The sequence below is a fragment of the Methylobacterium sp. BI1 genome, assembly GCF_056680125.1.
Window position 1 is genome coordinate 864,531 of sequence record NZ_CM155267.1, and the last position, 16,554, is coordinate 881,084.

The following is a 16,554-nucleotide window of genomic DNA, read 5'->3' on the forward strand; positions in this document are numbered from 1 at the left end:
TCGCCTTTGCATTTCGTTTACCGGGCCGTAAAGCGCGGCGTTCAAGCTCACGGCCATGACCGACACGCACGACGGACTCTGTTTGCCTGGGGGACGCACCCCGAGCCTCCATCGCGGGCCGTGGGCCGTTCCGGCTTGCCTGTCATGAATGGCGACCTCCGCGGCAGTTTCCCGAGCGAGCGTGCGCCGCTTGCCGGGGCGACCATTCTACAAATCATCCCGGAGCTCGATGCCGGCGGTGCCGAGCGTACGACGGTCGACGTTGCTGCTGCCCTGGCTGCGGCCGGCGCGCGCGCGCTGGTCGCCACTGAGGGCGGTCGCCTGATCGGCGAATTGCAGGCCAAGGGCGGAACTTGGCTGCCCTTTCCGGCGGCCTCGAAGAATCCCCTCGTCATGGCCGTGAACGTTGGGCGTCTGGCGCGCCTGTGCCGGCGTGAGGGCGTGCAGATCGTCCATGCGCGCTCGCGGGCCCCGGCCTGGGTTGCCCTCGGCGCTGCGCGCCGCGCGAAGCTGCCTTTCGTCACGACGTATCACGGCAGCTATTCTGGCCGCACGGGCGTGAAAATTCTCTACAATTCCGTGATGGCTCGTGGCGACATCGTCATCGCCAATTCCCACTACACCGCGGATCTGATCCGCACCTTGCATCCTGACCAGGCGGGCGACCGGGTCCGGGTGATTCATCGCGGTACCGATCTCGCTCAGTTCACACCCGCGGCCGTTCTCCCAGGGCGAGTCGAAGCCCTTCGGCGGGCCTGGGGCGTTGCCCCACACGAGCGGGTGGTGCTGCTCGCCGCGCGCCTCACAGGCTGGAAGGGCCAGCGTGTCCTGATCGAGGCGGCGGCATTGATGCGCGACCGTGGGGTTGCCGACATTGCCATCGTGCTCGCCGGTGATCCGCAGGGGCGCGTCGCCTATGAGCGCGAACTCGACGCCCTGATCGCGGCGCGCGGTCTCGAGACGATCGTGCACCGAGTCGGGCACTGCACCGACATGCCGGCGGCGTTCCGAGCGGCTTCTGTGGTGGCGGTCCCATCCGTCGAGCCGGAAGCCTTCGGACGATCCGCCGTGGAGGCCCAGGCCCTGGGCACACCCGTCGTCGTATCGAATCTCGGAGCGGTGCCGGAAACGGTGTTGGCGCCTCCCGAAGTTCCGCCGGCCCAGCGAACCGGTTGGCGGGTGCCGCCCGGTGACGCCGGAGCTCTCGCCGATGCCCTGTCGGACGCTCTTTCGCTCGGCGCCAGCGCCCGGGATGCGATGACCCGTCGTGGCCGGGCGCACGTAGAAGCCCATTTCTCTCTAGAGGGCATGGTCGGCGATACGCTCTCAGTCTACGCCGACCTCATTGCCCGCCAAACTACACCGGCGATGGGGTGATCGCGCATCCACTGTGAACCAAACTGCGCGGACTGTGTTGACTTGCACGAGAGTTCAGCCAAGGTATCGCACCGAATTTCGCGAGCGATGGGTGGCCAGGATCGACCCCAACCGGGGTTCGGGTTCGCGGGCTGCCATTTCGTCGTTTCACTAGGAGACCAAAGCCATTCGTAGACCTATGAGAGCTATGCCGGCCCCGCAGAAGGACGGGCCGCGCGCCAACCGGGACATCCGCGGCGTTCGCGAAGTGCAGCTCATCGACGACACCGGACAGAACCGTGGCGTCGTCGCCTTCTTCGACGCCATCGCCATGGCCGAGGAAGCAGGTCTCGACCTTGTCGAGATCGCACCGAACTCCGTCCCTCCCGTCTGTAAGCTTCTCGATTACGGCCGCTTCCGCTTCAACGAGCAGAAGAAACAGAACGAAGCGCGCAAGAAGCAGAAGACGGTCGAGGTCAAGGAGATCAAGCTCCGCCCCGGCATCGACAAGCACGATTACGATACCAAGATGAAGGCCGTGATCCGGTTCTTCGAGGAAGGTGACAAGGTCAAGGTGACGTTGCGCTTCCGCGGTCGTGAAATGGCGCACCAGGATATCGGCTTGCGCCTGCTCGAGCGGGTCAAGAACGAAACTCAGGAGATTGCCAAGGTCGAAAGCGAGCCGATGCTCGAGGGTCGTCAGATGATCATGATCCTGGCGCCGCGTTGAGCCCCTCCTTTCGTTTCATCTGATGTTGCGAATGCACCGTCTTCCTCGGGGGGAGACGGTGCTTTTCGTTTCGGATGATCGATCGGCCCACGTCGAAATTCGCGACCGCTGGAGCGGGGGAGGTCGCTTCAATGGGCAGCGCCCCCAAAAAGGGCGCTGCCCATTTTTTAACTTTTACTTCAGGAGCGAGATCTGCGCGTCGCCCGTCCGCCGCAGCACGTTGACCGTGACGTCTTCTCCATAGCGCTGCAGGCGCAAGTCCACGCGCGAAGAGCCGATCTTCAGGTTGAAGATCGAGACGCCGTCGAGGAAAGGCGGCAGGGTCGGGTTGCGGAAGCGAACCCGATTGCGGTCGTGGTCGATCTCCAGCCCGAGGCAGGCCGCCAGGAAGGCGAAGGGCGCTGCCGCGGCCCAGGCCTGCGGCGAGCAGGCGACAGGGTAGGAGACGGGACCCCGCTGGTGGCGCCGCATGAAGCCGCAGAACAGTTCAGGCAGGCGCTTCTGATCTTGATAAAGGGCGGTGTCGAACATCCCCTCGAAGATCCGCGAGGCTTCCGGCTTCAGGTCGTAACGTGCCAGCCCGAGGGCGATCAGTGCGTTGTCGTGCGGCCAGATCGAGCCGTTGTGGTACGACATTGGATTGTAGCGCGCTTCGCCACGGGCAATCGTGCGCACGCCCCACCCGTTGAAACCGTCCTTTGACAGGAGATTTGCGGCGACGCTCGCTGCCCGTTCCGGCAGCGCGATTCCGGTGAAGAGCGCGTGGCCGGCATTGGACGAACGCACGGCGCATTGCCGCTTCTCACCGTCGAGGGCGAGGGCGTAGGTGCCAATCGTCTCGCACCAGAATGCCTTGTCGAAGTTTTCGCGCAGAACCTGCGCCTCTCCGCCGAGACGCTGCGCGAGATCGTCATGGCCCAGGAGCGAGGCGAGTTTGGCGGCCCCGTTCTTGGCAGCATAGACGTAGCCCTGGACCTCGCAGAGTGCGATCGGCCCTTTCGCGAGATTGCCGTCCGTGTGGAAGATGGAATCGTGACTGTCCTTCCAGCCCTGGTTTTCGAGGCCTTTGTCGGTGTCACGGGCATATTCGACGAACCCATCGCCGTCCCGGTCGCCGTACTCGTCCATCCAGGTCAGGGCGAGTTCCAATGCGGGCCAGATCGCCGAGATGGTCTCTAGGTCTCCGGTGACGGCATAGTACTCCCAGGCCAGCATCACGAAGAGGGGTGTCCCATCGATGGTGCCGTAGTAGTGCCGGAACGGCACCTCGCCGAGCATGGCCATCTCGCCGCGCCGGGTCTCGTGCAGCACCTTGCCGGGCTGGGCATCGGCGGCCGGGTCGACAGCCTTGGCCTGGGTCGAGGCGAGGTAGCGCAGGACGCCCTTGCCGAAGTTCGGGTCGATCCAAAGTGCCATCATCGCGGTGATGATGCCGTCGCGCCCGAACACCGTGGAGTACCAGGGTATACCGGCGAAGGGGTAGATACCCTCGGGCGTCCGGCTCGCGAGCATGTAAAGGTCGGCGGTCGCCCGGCAGGCCGCCTCGTTGAACTGATCGTTCGACGAGATGATCGTGGTGATGCCGGCGGTAAGCTGGCGCAGGTCGCGGCGCGAATCGCGGTAGGCGCGGGCGAAGATGACGCCCTCGGCGAGACCCTTCGGATGGCGCGGGGCCGCAGAGCTGCCTGCGGCGCGCGACAGACCGGCGGCGGCATCCTCGCCGACCCGCTCGGCAGCGGGGGCGCTCGTAAAGGCACGGTGCGATTCGAAAACGGCCCGCAGAAACAACGAGGCACGTCCCCCCGGCGGCAGGGAGACGATGAACTCGGCGCGGCCCGGTTCGATGTGCTTCGGCACCGGCCCGAAATGCAGACTCGTGGTGCGCACGACCTCGTCGAGGCCGGCGTAGCGGAATTGCACCTCGGACTCGCTCGCCACTTGGACGCTGCGCTTGCCGCGCACCGGGCGGTCCATGCCACGCACCTCAAAGAGGTCGCGGAAATCCGCGTCGAAGGTGACAGCGACCTTCAAGTGCCAGTGCCGGGAGTCATAGTTGCGCAGACCAATCCGGTCGTAGCAGGCGCCCTTAAACAGGAACTTGGTGCGCTCGATCGCGATCAGCTCACGGGGGATCGTGGTTTCGTCATGGGCATCGATACGGATGTCCGGCGTCGTCATGTCGACGCTGAGAGCGCCGTTGTCGTCCTGCATTACGGAGGACAGCAGTAGCGGGCGCTGGTCCTCGATGGTGACGTGCAGGCGCGAAAGGTAGCGGGTATCCTGAAAGTAGAGGCCCTCGGGGCCAGGGAGCACGCCGATGTCGCCGTAACTGTCGAGCACCGCGAAGGCTTCGCCATACTTCAGCGAGCGCAGCGGACGCTCGACCAGGGAGGTCTGCGCCTCGATGTGGTACTGCGGCAGGACTTCGTCGGCATCTTGGAAGCCCCGGGGGATTCGCGTCTCGATCGCGGGCTCGGAGGTCGCCTTCAGTGTATCCGCTGCCATGCCTGAGCGTCTCCGAAATGGGGGGTCGAATCAAAAGGGCCGCCGGTCGCATGATGCGGCGCGGCGGCCCTCAGTGGCAGAGGTAGTGCGGCAATCTTGCGGCGCCAGCCTATCCGGCGGCGAGCAAAACCGATGCCGGGCGGAGCCGGCTCGGCCCGTCTCAGGCCGGCATTGCAGCGACGGAGATCTGGGGCAGAGCGGAGCCGTTCATCTCGCCGTAATGCGAGGAAAATGCACCAGCATGCGGCAGCTTGATCACCGAGTTCGCACCGGCAAGCAGTTGCTCGTAGGCAGCCACATACTTGCGTACCATGCACTCGGCGGTGAAGTTGCTCTCGAAGTGCTTGCGCACGCCGGCTCGACTCATCGTCTTCACGGTGTGGACGGCCGCCACTGCATCATCCATCGTCTCGCAGAGGACGCCGGAGACGCCGTCGGCGATGACTTCCGGCACGGAGCCGTTGCGGAAGGCGATCACCGGCGTGCCGGCCGACATCGCCTCGATCATCACCAGTCCGAAGGGCTCTGGCCAGTCGATCGGAAAGGCGAGCGCGAGCGCGTTGCCGAGGAAGTCCTTCTTCTGCTCCTCATTGATCTCGCCGATGAACTCGACAAGGGGATGATGGATCATCGGCTCGATGACCTCATCCCAGTAATCCTGATCGGCCTTGTCAACCTTCGCGGCGATCTTCAACGGCACGCCGGAGCGGATGGCCATTTCGATGGCGCGATCCGGACGCTTCTCCGGGGAGATACGACCGAGGAAGGCGAGGTAGCCGCCCTTCGACTCCGGATAGAAGGGGCAGTTCTGAGCCGGAAGGCCATGGTGGATGGTCGAGAGCCAGTTGACGTTCTCGGGCATCGGATCGCGCTGATTGTCCGAGATCGACACCAGCGGCATGCCGGTGAAGGTCCGGTAGACCGGCATGAAATCCGGTACGTCCAGGCGGCCGTGCATCGTAGTGAGGCACTTGTGATTCAGATCCTCGAACATCGGATACTGAAGCAGATCGATGTGGAAGTGCAGGATGTCGAACTCGTGTGCCCGCTTGTGCACATGGTGCAGCATGGCGAGGTGGCTCGCGGTGTGGTCCCGGTAGCCGAGAAGGCGGAGGCCCTCCGGCGTACAGGCCGCCAGCTTGGCCGAAGTCTCAGAATCACCGCTGGCGAACAGAGTCACGTCATGACCCTGGCGGACCAGTTCCTCGGTAATCCACGACACAACGCGCTCGGTACCACCATAGAACTTCGGGGGTACGGCCTCCGAAAGCGGAGCAATCTGGGCAATGCGCACGAAGCGTCTCCTATGAGGTCGAACGTTGCGCCGACCTAACGCGATCCGGCCTGAGTGGGACATGAACGAAACGGACGGCCAAGGTTATGGTTCCCGTTCGCGAACCGCTGCCAGAGCCATCTGACAAATGGCGCGTGATGTCCCCGATATCCTCGTGCGCGGCGCGGCGTGGCATGCCAGACAAGCCTATGACCGTACAGGCAAGAACCCCGCCGTGAGGTCCCCTGCGCGCATCCGTCGTGTTGCTCGGAACGGGGGAAGAACTACCTGAGGCGCATGGCCGATTTTGTGCGACGCACGATGCCCTTGTTTCACTCCGGGGGGTCGTCTAAGCCTCGCGCCTGCGCAGTCTGGCATTGGAGCAATTCCATGTGGCCGACGGTGCCGAAGGCGTCGCAATCGTCCGCGAACACGAGAGGTCCCGCATGTCCGGCCTGATGGCAGACTATCTGCCCCTCATCGTCTTTATCGGCGTCTCGGTGTTCATTGCCGCGGCTCTGCTGGTTGCGCCATTCCTGGTTGCCTATAACAGCCCTGATCCGGAGAAGCTGTCGGCCTACGAGTGTGGCTTCAACGCCTTCGACGATGCCCGCATGAAGTTCGATGTGCGCTTCTACCTCGTCGCGATCCTGTTCATCATTTTCGACCTCGAGGTCGCATTCCTGTTTCCGTGGGCGATTTCCTTCGGCGAGCTCGGATGGTTCGGCATGTGGTCAATGATGGCATTCCTCGGCGTTCTGACCGTCGGCTTCGTCTACGAGTGGCGCAAGGGCGCCCTCGAATGGGATTAGCGCTTCCGAATCGCGCTGCCCACGAAGCCTGCCTGTCCGAAGCCTGATCCCGAGAAACCGATGGCCTTCAGCCCCGACCTCTCCCGCGCCCCAGCGATCGCGCCAGCTCCCAAGGGGATCATCGATCCCAATACGGGGCTGCCGATCGGCGCCAACGATCCGACCTTCCTGTCGATCAACGACGAGCTCGCCGATCGCGGTTTCCTCGTCACGTCGACGGATGACCTGATCAATTGGGCCCGTACCGGGTCGCTGATGTGGATGACCTTCGGCCTCGCCTGCTGCGCCGTCGAGATGATGCAGATGTCGATGCCGCGCTACGACTGCGAGCGCTTCGGATTTGCGCCACGCGGCAGCCCGCGGCAGTCCGACGTCATGATCGTCGCCGGCACGCTGACCAACAAGATGGCCCCGGCCCTTCGCAAGGTCTACGACCAGATGCCGGAGCCGCGCTACGTCATCTCCATGGGCTCCTGCGCCAATGGCGGCGGGTACTACCACTACTCCTACTCGGTGGTCCGCGGCTGCGACCGGGTGGTGCCGGTGGATATCTACGTCCCGGGCTGCCCGCCCACGGCCGAGGCGCTACTGTACGGCGTGCTCCTGCTCCAGAAGAAGATCCGCCGTACTGGTACGATCGAGCGCTGAGGAAGGACGCCCGGCATGACCAATGGCATCAGCATCCTCGCCCACACCGCGCCGGAATCCGGCGTCGGCGCCCTGCAGCGGATCAGCGACCATATCGCCGGAGCGCTAGGGCCTGCGATCGTCTCCCGCACCATCGCGTTCGGCGAGCTGACTCTCGTGGTGCAGGCCAGCGACGTCGTCTACGCGCTGACCTACCTGCGCGACGACCCGGCCTGCGCATTCCGGTGCTTCATCGACATCTGTGGCGCCGACTACCCGGCCCGCGAGAAGCGCTTCGACGTCGTCTATCACCTGCTCTCGCTGCGCCATAACGCACGCATTCGGGTAAAGGTGCAGACCGACGACCAGACGCCGGTGCCCTCGGTGATCGAGGTGTTTCCAGCCGCGAACTGGTTCGAGCGCGAGACCTACGACCTCTACGGCATCCTGTTCTCGGGACACCCGGATCTGCGCCGACTGCTCACCGATTACGGATTCGAGGGGCATCCCCTCCGCAAGGACTTTCCACTGACCGGCTTCGTCGAGGTCCGATACGATCAGGACGAGGCCCGCGTGGTCTATGAGCCGGTGAAGCTCACACAAGAATTCCGGAACTTCGACTTTCTCTCGCCGTGGGAGGGCACCGAGTACGTGCTCCCGGGCGACGAGAAGACGTCGACCTGAGCGGCGGAGCGAGGGCATGACCGAGCACAATATCCGCAACTTCGCGATCAATTTCGGGCCGCAGCATCCGGCGGCGCACGGCGTGCTACGCCTCGTGCTGGAACTCGACGGCGAGATCGTCGAGCGCGTCGATCCGCATATCGGCCTCCTGCACCGCGGCACAGAGAAGCTGATCGAGCACAAGACCTACCTCCAGGCGACGCCCTACTTCGACCGCCTCGACTACGTCTCGCCGATGAACCAGGAGCACGCCTTCTGCCTCGGCATCGAGAAGCTGCTAGGGCTCGAGGTGCCGCGTCGCGCGCAACTGATCCGCACGCTGTTCTGCGAGATCGGTCGCATTCTCTCCCACCTCCTCAACGTGACCACGCAGGCCATGGATGTCGGCGCCCTGACACCGCCGCTCTGGGGATTCGAGGAGCGTGAGAAGCTGATGATTTTCTACGAGCGCGCGTCGGGTGCTCGTCTCCACGCCAACTATTTCCGGCCCGGTGGCGTCCATCAGGACCTGCCGCCCGCACTGATCGACGATATCGAGGCCTTCATCGATCCGTTCCTGCAGGTGGTCGACGACCTCGACAACCTCGTCATGGGCAACCGCATTTTCAAGCAGCGCAACGTCGACATCGGCATCGTCACCGTGGACGAGGCGATGGCCTGGGGCTTCTCCGGCGTCATGGTGCGCGGCTCGGGCATCCCGTGGGACCTGCGCAAGTCGCAGCCCTACGAGGCCTACGAGGAGATGGAATTCGACATCCCCGTGGGTAAGAATGGTGACACCTACGATCGCCAGGTCATCCGCATGGAAGAAATGCGCGAGTCGGCCAAGATCATGAAGCAGTGCTGCATCAAGCTGCGCGAGCCTGCCGGCCAGGGACCGATCGCCGCCACCGACGGCAAGATCGCACCGCCGCCGCGTCGCGAGATGAAGCGCTCGATGGAAGCGCTGATCCACCACTTCAAGCTTTACACCGAAGGCTTCCACGTGCCGGCCGGCGAGGTTTATGCCGCCGTCGAGGCACCCAAGGGCGAGTTCGGCGTCTACCTCGTGGCCGACGGCACCAACAAGCCCTACCGCTGCAAGATCCGCGCTCCCGGTTTCGCCCACCTTCAGGCGATGGACTGGATGTGCCGAGGCCACATGCTGGCCGACGTGTCTTGCGTGCTCGGCACGCTGGATATCGTGTTCGGCGAAGTGGACCGGTGAGGATCAAGGTTCGAAACTGATGGCCAACCGCAGACTCGCCCCCGCTGCCGAGCAGCCCGCCACCTTCGCGTTCTCGTCCGAGAACGCCGATTGGGCGAAGGGCCAAATCGAGAAGTATCCTGAGGGCCGCCAGGCCTCGGCGGTGATCCCGCTGCTTTGGAAGGCGCAGGAGCAGAACGGAGGCTGGCTGCCGCAGAAGGCCATCGAGGCGGTGGCTGACGAACTCGGCATGCCGCATATCCGGGTGCTCGAAGTTGCAACCTTCTACACGATGTTCGCCTTGGAGCCGGTGGGCAAATTTTGGATCCAGCTCTGTGGGACCGTCCCGTGCGATTCCTGCGGCGCCCGTGAGCTGAAGGACTACCTGCACCACCGCCTCGGCGCCCCGGGGCATGTCAGCGCCGACGGCAATTTCTCCTGGCTCGAAGTCGAATGCCTGGGTGCCTGCTGCAATGCGCCAATGGCACAGATCAATCAGGATTATTACGAGGATCTGACGCCCGATCTCCTCGGGAAGCTTATGGACGACCTCGCCGCCGGGCGGCCCGTCAAGGTCGGATCGCAGGTGGGGCGGACTTCCTCCGAGCCGCTGGGCGGGGCCGATACGCTCACCGACGCGACTCTGTTCGACGGGTCCCGCGTCGGGGCCTGGCGCAAGCGCTTCGAAGAGAAGGACGCCGAGGAAGGTAGCGAGCAGGGCAAGGCCGAGGCTGCATCGTCGGAGCAGCGCGCTGCGGTCGAGCCGAAGCCCGCGCGTCCCGATGCCGGGCGGGCGGTCGAAACGCCGGCGACCGATGCCCCCGCTCAGCGGGCCGCGGCCGGTGAAACCCCGGTGAAGTCTGACGACAAGGCGATCGCCGCCGACGGGACGGGCTCGACCGCTCGGCCAACGGCTCCGACCGCATCCGCGCCGGAAACCGTCGCCAAGATGGAGGCCGCAGGTGCGGAGGCGGGCACCCAGTCCGATCTGCCGCGCAACGAACCACCGTCGCAGCCGACCGCATCGGGCGCCAGTTCGCAAGCCGTGGCCGCAGAGCCGACCGAGGCGAAGGCATCTCCGGTGAAGGCCTCGACCACCAAGCCGTCGACTCCCCGGTCTCCCGCCCCAAAGAAGGGGAACTGACATGCTCGCCGATCAGGATCGCATCTTCACGAACCTCTACGGCCTGCACTCCCCCGGGCTGGAGGCTGCGAAGCAACGGGGCGCATGGGACGGGACCAAGTTCCTGCTCGAGACGGGCCGCGACTGGATCATCGACGAGATGAAGCAATCCGGCCTGCGTGGCCGCGGCGGCGCTGGCTTCCCTACTGGCCTCAAGTGGTCGTTCATGCCCAAGAAGTCGGATGGGCGCCCGCACTACCTCGTCGTCAACGCCGACGAGTCGGAGCCGGGCACCTGCAAGGACCGGGAGATCATGCGGCACGATCCGCACCTCCTGATCGAAGGCTGCATGCTGGCCTCTTTCGCGATGGCCGCGCATGCCTGCTACATCTACATCCGCGGCGAGTACGTGGCCGAGAAGCACGCCCTCCAGCGGGCGGTGGATGAGGCCTACGAAGCCCGCCTCGTCGGCAAGGACAACGTCAACGGCTACCCCTTCGACATCTACGTCCACCACGGGGCCGGCGCTTACATCTGCGGCGAGGAGACGGCGCTGCTGGAAAGCCTCGAAGGCAAGAAGGGCATGCCGCGCCTGAAGCCTCCGTTCCCGGCCAATATGGGTCTCTACGGCTGCCCCACGACGGTCAACAACGTCGAATCGATCGCGGTGGCGGGTACCATCCTGCGCCGGGGCGGTGCCTGGTTCGCTGGGCTCGGCGGCAAGAACAACACCGGAACCAAGCTGTTCTGCGTCTCTGGCCACGTCAACAAGCCCTGCAACGTCGAGGAGGAGCTTGGGATCACGTTCCGCGAACTCGTCGACAAGCATTGCGGCGGCATGCGCGGCGGCTGGGACAACCTTCTCTGCTCCATCCCGGGCGGTTCCTCGGTGCCGTTGGTGCCGGCCGAGCAGATCATCGATGCCAAGATGGACTTCGACACACTCAAGAACCTGGGCTCCGGCCTCGGGACGGCGGCGGTGATCGTCCTCGACAAGTCCACCGACATCGTCTCGGCCATCGCCCGCATCGCCTACTTCTACAAGCACGAATCCTGCGGCCAGTGCACGCCTTGCCGCGAGGGCACCGGCTGGATGTGGCGCGTGATGCTGCGCATGGCGGAGGGCAGGGCCCAGCGTCGCGAGATCGACATGCTCCTCGACGTCACGAAGCAGATCGAGGGTCACACCATCTGCGCGCTCGGCGACGCGGCGGCGTGGCCGATCCAGGGCCTGATCCGGCACTTCCGACCTGAGATCGAGAAGCGCATCGACCGCTACAGCGCCAACCCGCATTCCGATCCGGTGCCGATGGCGGCGGAGTGATCCGCCCCTCGCCCCGTCCTTAAGTTTCGAGACCGAGACCCACGCATGACCAAGATCGTCGTCGACGGCACCGAGGTCGATGTTCCGGCGGAGTACACGCTGCTCCAGGCCTGCGAGGTTGCAGGCGCGGAGATCCCGCGCTTTTGCTTCCACGAGCGGCTGTCCATCGCGGGCAATTGCCGGATGTGCCTCGTGGAGCTCAAGGGCGCGCCCAAGCCGGTGGCGTCCTGCGCCTACGCGGTGAAGGATTGCCGGCCCGGCCCCAACGGCGAGCCGCCGGAAGTGCTGACACGCTCGGGCCAGACGAAGAAGGCCCGCGAGGGGGTGATGGAGTTCCTCCTCATCAACCACCCCCTCGATTGCCCGATCTGCGACCAGGGCGGGCATTGCGACCTGCAGGACCAGGCGATGGCCTACGGCGTGGACTCAACCCGCTACGGCGAGAACAAGCGCGCCGTGGAAGAGAAGTACATCGGCCCGCTGGTGCGGACGGCCATGAACCGCTGCATCCACTGCACCCGCTGCGTCCGCTTCCTGGCGGAGGTCGCCGGCGTGCCGGATCTTGGCGCCATCGGGCGCGGCGAGGACATGGAGATCACGAGCTACCTTGAATCCGCCATGGGCTCGGAGCTTCAGGGCAACGTCGCCGACCTCTGCCCCGTGGGGGCCCTCGTCCACAAGCCGCAGAGCTACGAGGTGCGGCCGTGGGAGCTGTCGAAGACCGAATCCGTCGACGTGATGGACGCCGTCGGCTGCGCGATCCGGGTCGATGCCCGCGGGCGCGAGGTCATGCAGATCGAGCCGCGCGTGCACGAGGGGATCAACGAGGAGTGGATCTCCGACAAGACCCGGCACGCCGTGGACGGTCTGCGCAGCCAGCGCCTCGACCGGCCGTACCTGCGCGAGAACGGGCGTCTGCGCCCGGCCTCCTGGGGTGAGGCGTTCGCCGCCATCGCCGCGAGGGTGAAGGGCACCGATCCGAAGCGCATCGGCGCTGTGGTCGGCGACCTCGCGGGTGTCGAAGAAACCTACGCGCTCAAGGCCTTGATGACCTCCCTCGGGGTGACGAACCTCGACTGCCGCCAGGCCGGCGAGGCGATCGACCCGGCCTGGGGCCGGGCCGCTTACACCCTCGGCACCGGCATCGCCGGGATCGAGGAGGCGGACGCGATCCTTCTGATCGGCACCAACCCGCGCCTGGAAGCCTCCCTCCTCAACGTGCGCATCCGCAAGCGCTGGCGCATGGGCCCCCTGGCGGTCGGCCTTATCGGCGAGCCCGTCGATCTCACCTACCCGCATACCTATCTGGGCGCCGGACCGGAGACCCTGGCCGACCTCGCCTCCGGTCAGCACAGCTTCGCCGAGGCGCTGAAGGCGGCGAGCCGGCCCCTGGTCATCGTCGGCACCGGCGCGCTGGCGCGGCCGGACGGCGCCGCGATACTGGCCGCGGCGGCGAAGCTCGCGCGCGACATCGGCGCCGTGACGCCCGAGTGGAGCGGCTTCGGCGTGCTCCAGACCGCGGCGGCCCGGGTCGGTGCCTTCGATCTCGGCTTCGTGCCGGGGGAGGGCGGCCTGGACTTCGCGGGGATCGCGACGGGTGGAAATCTCGACGTGGTATACAACTTGGGTGCCGACGAGGTCGCGCTGAATCCGGGCGCGTTCGTGATCTACCAGGGCACCCACGGCGACCAGGGCGCCACGCGGGCCGACGTCGTCCTGCCGGGGGCGGCCTATACCGAGAAGAGCGCCACCTACGTCAACCTCGAGGGCCGGGTCCAGACCACCAATCGCGCCGGCTTCCCGCCGGGGGATGCCCGCGAGGATTGGGCGATCCTGCGCGCCCTGTCCGACGTGCTCGGCAAGCGCCTGCCGTTCGATTCGCTGGGGGCCCTGCGCCGGGCGCTCTATGCGGAGTATCCGCACTTCGCGGCCCTGGACACCATCGCCCCGAGCGATGCGGTCGCCACGGTGGAGACGCTGTCGGGTCTCGGCGGCGAGCCGACCCGGACGGCCTTCGCGTCGGCGGTGCCGGACTTCTACCTCAGCAACGCGATCGCCCGCGCCTCGCGCGTGCTCGCCGAGTGTTCGAGCCTCGCCCGGGTGCGCGGCCTCGAAGCGGCCGAATAAGGATCTCCTGCGATGACCTTCTGGGAAGTCCTCGGCACCGTCCTGCTGCTGGCGCTCAAGAGCTTCGTGCTCCTGGCGCTGCTGCTGGTCTTCATCGCCTACGCGCTGCTGGCCGATCGCAAGATCTGGGCGGCGGTGCAGCTCCGGCGCGGCCCGAACGTGGTCGGGCCCTGGGGCCTGTTCCAGTCCTTCGCCGATCTCCTGAAGTTCGTCCTGAAGGAGCCGGTGATTCCGGCCGGCGCCAACAAGGCCCTGTTCCTGCTGGCCCCCCTGGTCTTCGCCACCCTGGCGCTGGCCGCCTGGGCGGTGATTCCCCTGGCCGAGGGCTGGGCCATCGCCGACCTCAACGTCGGCATCACCTACATCTTCGCGATCTCGTCGCTCGGCGTGTACGGCGTCCTGATGGGCGGCTGGGCCTCGAACTCGAAATACGCCTTCCTGGGCGCCCTCCGGTCGGCCGCGCAGATGATCTCCTACGAAGTCTCCCTCGGCTTCGTCATCATCTGCGTCCTGCTCTGCGCCGGCTCCCTGAACCTCTCGCGCATCGTCATGGCGCAGGACACCAGCCTCGGCATCCTGGGCTGGTACTGGCTCTGGCTGTTCCCGATGTTCGTGGTGTTCTTCGTCTCGGCGCTGGCCGAGACGAATCGCCCGCCCTTCGACCTGCCGGAGGCCGAATCCGAGCTCGTGGCCGGCTACATGGTTGAGTATTCCTCGACCCCGTACCTGCTCTTCATGCTCGGCGAGTACGTGGCCATCATGACCATGTGCGCGCTCGGCACGGTGCTGTTCCTCGGCGGCTGGCTCTCGCCGATCCCGTTCGCGCCCTTCACCTGGGTGCCGGGCCTGATCTGGTTCGCCCTGAAGGCGAGCTTCCTCTTCTTCATGATCGCCATGGTGAAGGCCATGGTGCCGCGCTACCGCTATGACCAGCTCATGCGCCTCGGCTGGAAGGTGTTCCTGCCGCTCTCGCTCGTCTCGGTCATCGTCGTCGCCTTTGTCCTCAAGCTCACCGGCCTCGCGCCGGGCGCCTGACAACCCCTCACGGAGATCCGAGCCATGAAGCTCGATCAGGTCGCTAAGGGTCTGCTGCTCAAGGAGTTCGCGTCGGGGTTCGTCCTGGCGATGAAGTACTTCTTCAAGCCGAAGGCCACGATCAACTACCCCTTCGAGATGGGCCATCGCGGCCCGCGCTTCCGGGGCGAGCACGCCCTGCGCCGCTATCCCAACGGCGAGGAGCGCTGCATCGCCTGCAAGCTGTGCGAGGCCATCTGCCCCGCCCAGGCCATCACCATCGAGGCGGGCCCGCGCCGCAACGACGGCACCCGCCGCACGACCCGCTACGACCTCGACATGGTCAAGTGCATCTATTGCGGCATGTGCCAGGAGGCCTGCCCTGTGGACGCGATCGTGGAAGGGCCGAACTTCGAGTTCTCGGTCGAGACCCGCGAGGAGCTCCTCTACGACAAGGAGAAGCTCCTCCTGAACGGCGACCGCTGGGAACGCGAGATCGCCCGCAACCTCGCGGTGGACGCGCCCTACCGCTGAGGGCGACACGCCGCGAAGGGTGCCCTGCCGCCGAGCGCGCCCCTCGGCGCGCCCCGCGGATGAGACAGAGGGGCGATTCCGTGCCCACGGAGTCGTCCGGGGCCCGCCGAGGCGGTTGTGCACCGCAGGGGCGGGTTCTATAGACGGGCGGCCGGTGGGCCGTGGCACAATTTCGGCAGAAGGGGCCGTCCTCGGGACGGCTGATCTCTAGAATCGCATGAGCGCAGCCGCTGCCTTCTTCTACCTGTTCGCAGGTGTGACCATCGCCTCGGGCTTCATGGTGATCGCCTCGCGCAATCCCGTGGCCTCCGTGCTCTTCCTCATCCTGGCCTTCGTGAACGCCGCCGGCCTGTTCGTGATGATGGGCGCCGAGTTCCTCGCGATGATCCTCGTGGTCGTCTATGTCGGCGCGGTGGCGGTGCTGTTCCTGTTCGTCGTGATGATGCTCGACGTGGATTTCGCGCAGCTGCGCCAGGGCTTCCAGCAATACCTGCCCATCGGCGCGCTGATCGGGGCCGTCTTCCTGATCGAGCTGCTGCTCGTGGTCGGCTCCTGGACCATCGATCCGGGCCTCGTGCAGGCGCCCCTCGGTCCGGTGGCCAGCGCCGAGGCGGTCACCAACACCCAGGCGCTGGGCCGGGTGCTCTACACGGACTACGTCTTCTTCTTCCAGCTCGCTGGCCTGATCCTGCTCGTCGCGATGATCGGCGCCATCGTGCTGACCCTGCGCGACCGTCCGGGCGTCAAGCGCCAGAACATCGCCGTCCAGAACGCGCGCACGCAGACCATGGCGGTGGAGACCCGCAAGGTGCCCTCGCGCCAGGGCGTCGAAGTCTGATGGCCGGCGGACCTCGAACGGCAGAGACCGGGAGCCACATCCGATGATCGGCCTGAGCCATTACCTGACGGTCGCCGCGATCCTGTTCACGCTCGGCGTGCTCGGCATCTTCATCAACCGCAAGAACGTCATCGTCATCCTGATGTCGGTCGAGCTGATCCTGCTCGCGGTGAACATCAACCTCGTCGCCTTCTCGACGCACCTCAACGACATCACCGGTCAGGTCTTCGCCCTGTTCGTGCTGACGGTCGCGGCGGCGGAGGCGGCCATCGGCCTCGCCATCCTCGTCGTGTTCTTCCGAAACCGCGGTTCGATCGCGGTGGAGGACGTCAGCATGATGAAGGGCTGACGCGGGACCGCGACGACATTCGATTTGACGCCCGGCAGCGCGGTGCGCGCGCCGCCGGGGCGGTGACACGAA

15 protein-coding genes are annotated in these 16,554 nt (G+C 65.8%); 13 read left to right on the forward strand and 2 right to left on the reverse strand.

The window, feature by feature from the left end:
* The first annotated feature begins 144 nt into the window (after positions 1–144).
* Both AC1MGR_RS04205 and infC read left to right on the forward strand, forming a co-directional pair.
* Entirely contained in the window at positions 145–1,377 is a 1,233-nt protein-coding gene (locus AC1MGR_RS04205; RefSeq protein ID WP_480233763.1) for a glycosyltransferase family 4 protein, read from the forward strand.
* A gap of 187 nt (positions 1,378–1,564) precedes the next feature.
* Positions 1,565–2,086 (forward strand): translation initiation factor IF-3, encoded by a 522-nt coding sequence (gene infC / locus AC1MGR_RS04210; protein ID WP_238280755.1) that lies wholly within the window; start codon positions 1,565–1,567, stop codon positions 2,084–2,086.
* A 174-nt stretch (positions 2,087–2,260) separates the two neighbouring features.
* On the opposite strand, the gene AC1MGR_RS04215 is transcribed toward infC, so the two are convergent.
* Both AC1MGR_RS04215 and AC1MGR_RS04220 read right to left on the reverse strand, forming a co-directional pair.
* Positions 2,261–4,591, reverse strand: coding sequence for an amylo-alpha-1,6-glucosidase (locus AC1MGR_RS04215; RefSeq protein WP_480233764.1), 2,331 nt, complete (start codon positions 4,589–4,591; stop codon positions 2,261–2,263).
* A 160-nt stretch (positions 4,592–4,751) separates the two neighbouring features.
* Entirely contained in the window at positions 4,752–5,885 is a 1,134-nt protein-coding gene (locus tag AC1MGR_RS04220; RefSeq protein ID WP_108035460.1) for a glycosyltransferase family 4 protein, read from the reverse strand.
* A 425-nt stretch (positions 5,886–6,310) separates the two neighbouring features.
* Between AC1MGR_RS04220 and AC1MGR_RS04225 the strand changes: the two genes are divergently transcribed.
* From AC1MGR_RS04225 to nuoK, 11 genes are all read left to right on the forward strand, one after another.
* On the forward strand, positions 6,311–6,676 hold the full coding sequence (locus AC1MGR_RS04225; protein ID WP_055948771.1) for an NADH-quinone oxidoreductase subunit A: 366 nt from the start codon (positions 6,311–6,313) through the stop codon (positions 6,674–6,676).
* Positions 6,677–6,736: 60 nt separating this feature from the next.
* Complete coding sequence (locus AC1MGR_RS04230) at positions 6,737–7,324, forward strand: NuoB/complex I 20 kDa subunit family protein (protein WP_103708330.1); 588 nt, start codon at positions 6,737–6,739, stop codon at positions 7,322–7,324.
* A 15-nt stretch (positions 7,325–7,339) separates the two neighbouring features.
* Positions 7,340–7,987, forward strand: a complete 648-nt coding sequence (locus AC1MGR_RS04235) for an NADH-quinone oxidoreductase subunit C (protein WP_108035459.1) — start codon at positions 7,340–7,342, stop codon at positions 7,985–7,987.
* A 16-nt stretch (positions 7,988–8,003) separates the two neighbouring features.
* On the forward strand, positions 8,004–9,194 hold the full coding sequence (locus tag AC1MGR_RS04240) for an NADH-quinone oxidoreductase subunit D (RefSeq protein WP_108035458.1): 1,191 nt from the start codon (positions 8,004–8,006) through the stop codon (positions 9,192–9,194).
* 19 nt (positions 9,195–9,213) lie between these two features.
* Positions 9,214–10,317, forward strand: a complete 1,104-nt coding sequence (gene nuoE, locus AC1MGR_RS04245) for an NADH-quinone oxidoreductase subunit NuoE (protein ID WP_480233765.1) — start codon at positions 9,214–9,216, stop codon at positions 10,315–10,317.
* 1 nt (position 10,318) lies between these two features.
* The gene (nuoF, locus tag AC1MGR_RS04250) at positions 10,319–11,620 is read left to right on the forward strand and encodes an NADH-quinone oxidoreductase subunit NuoF (protein WP_480233766.1); all 1,302 of its coding nucleotides are present in this window, start codon (positions 10,319–10,321) and stop codon (positions 11,618–11,620) included.
* A 45-nt stretch (positions 11,621–11,665) separates the two neighbouring features.
* Positions 11,666–13,747, forward strand: a complete 2,082-nt coding sequence (nuoG, locus tag AC1MGR_RS04255; RefSeq protein WP_480233767.1) for an NADH-quinone oxidoreductase subunit NuoG — start codon at positions 11,666–11,668, stop codon at positions 13,745–13,747.
* A gap of 12 nt (positions 13,748–13,759) precedes the next feature.
* Entirely contained in the window at positions 13,760–14,782 is a 1,023-nt protein-coding gene (gene nuoH, locus AC1MGR_RS04260) for an NADH-quinone oxidoreductase subunit NuoH (protein WP_108035454.1), read from the forward strand.
* A gap of 24 nt (positions 14,783–14,806) precedes the next feature.
* Positions 14,807–15,295: an NADH-quinone oxidoreductase subunit NuoI gene (gene nuoI / locus AC1MGR_RS04265; RefSeq protein WP_055947361.1), complete on the forward strand. Its 489-nt coding sequence runs from the start codon at positions 14,807–14,809 to the stop codon at positions 15,293–15,295.
* Between the two features lie 217 nt (positions 15,296–15,512).
* The gene (locus AC1MGR_RS04270; protein WP_056214617.1) at positions 15,513–16,133 is read left to right on the forward strand and encodes an NADH-quinone oxidoreductase subunit J; all 621 of its coding nucleotides are present in this window, start codon (positions 15,513–15,515) and stop codon (positions 16,131–16,133) included.
* Positions 16,134–16,176: 43 nt separating this feature from the next.
* Positions 16,177–16,482, forward strand: coding sequence for an NADH-quinone oxidoreductase subunit NuoK (gene nuoK, locus AC1MGR_RS04275; protein ID WP_003598182.1), 306 nt, complete (start codon positions 16,177–16,179; stop codon positions 16,480–16,482).
* Positions 16,483–16,554: the final 72 nt, after the last annotated feature.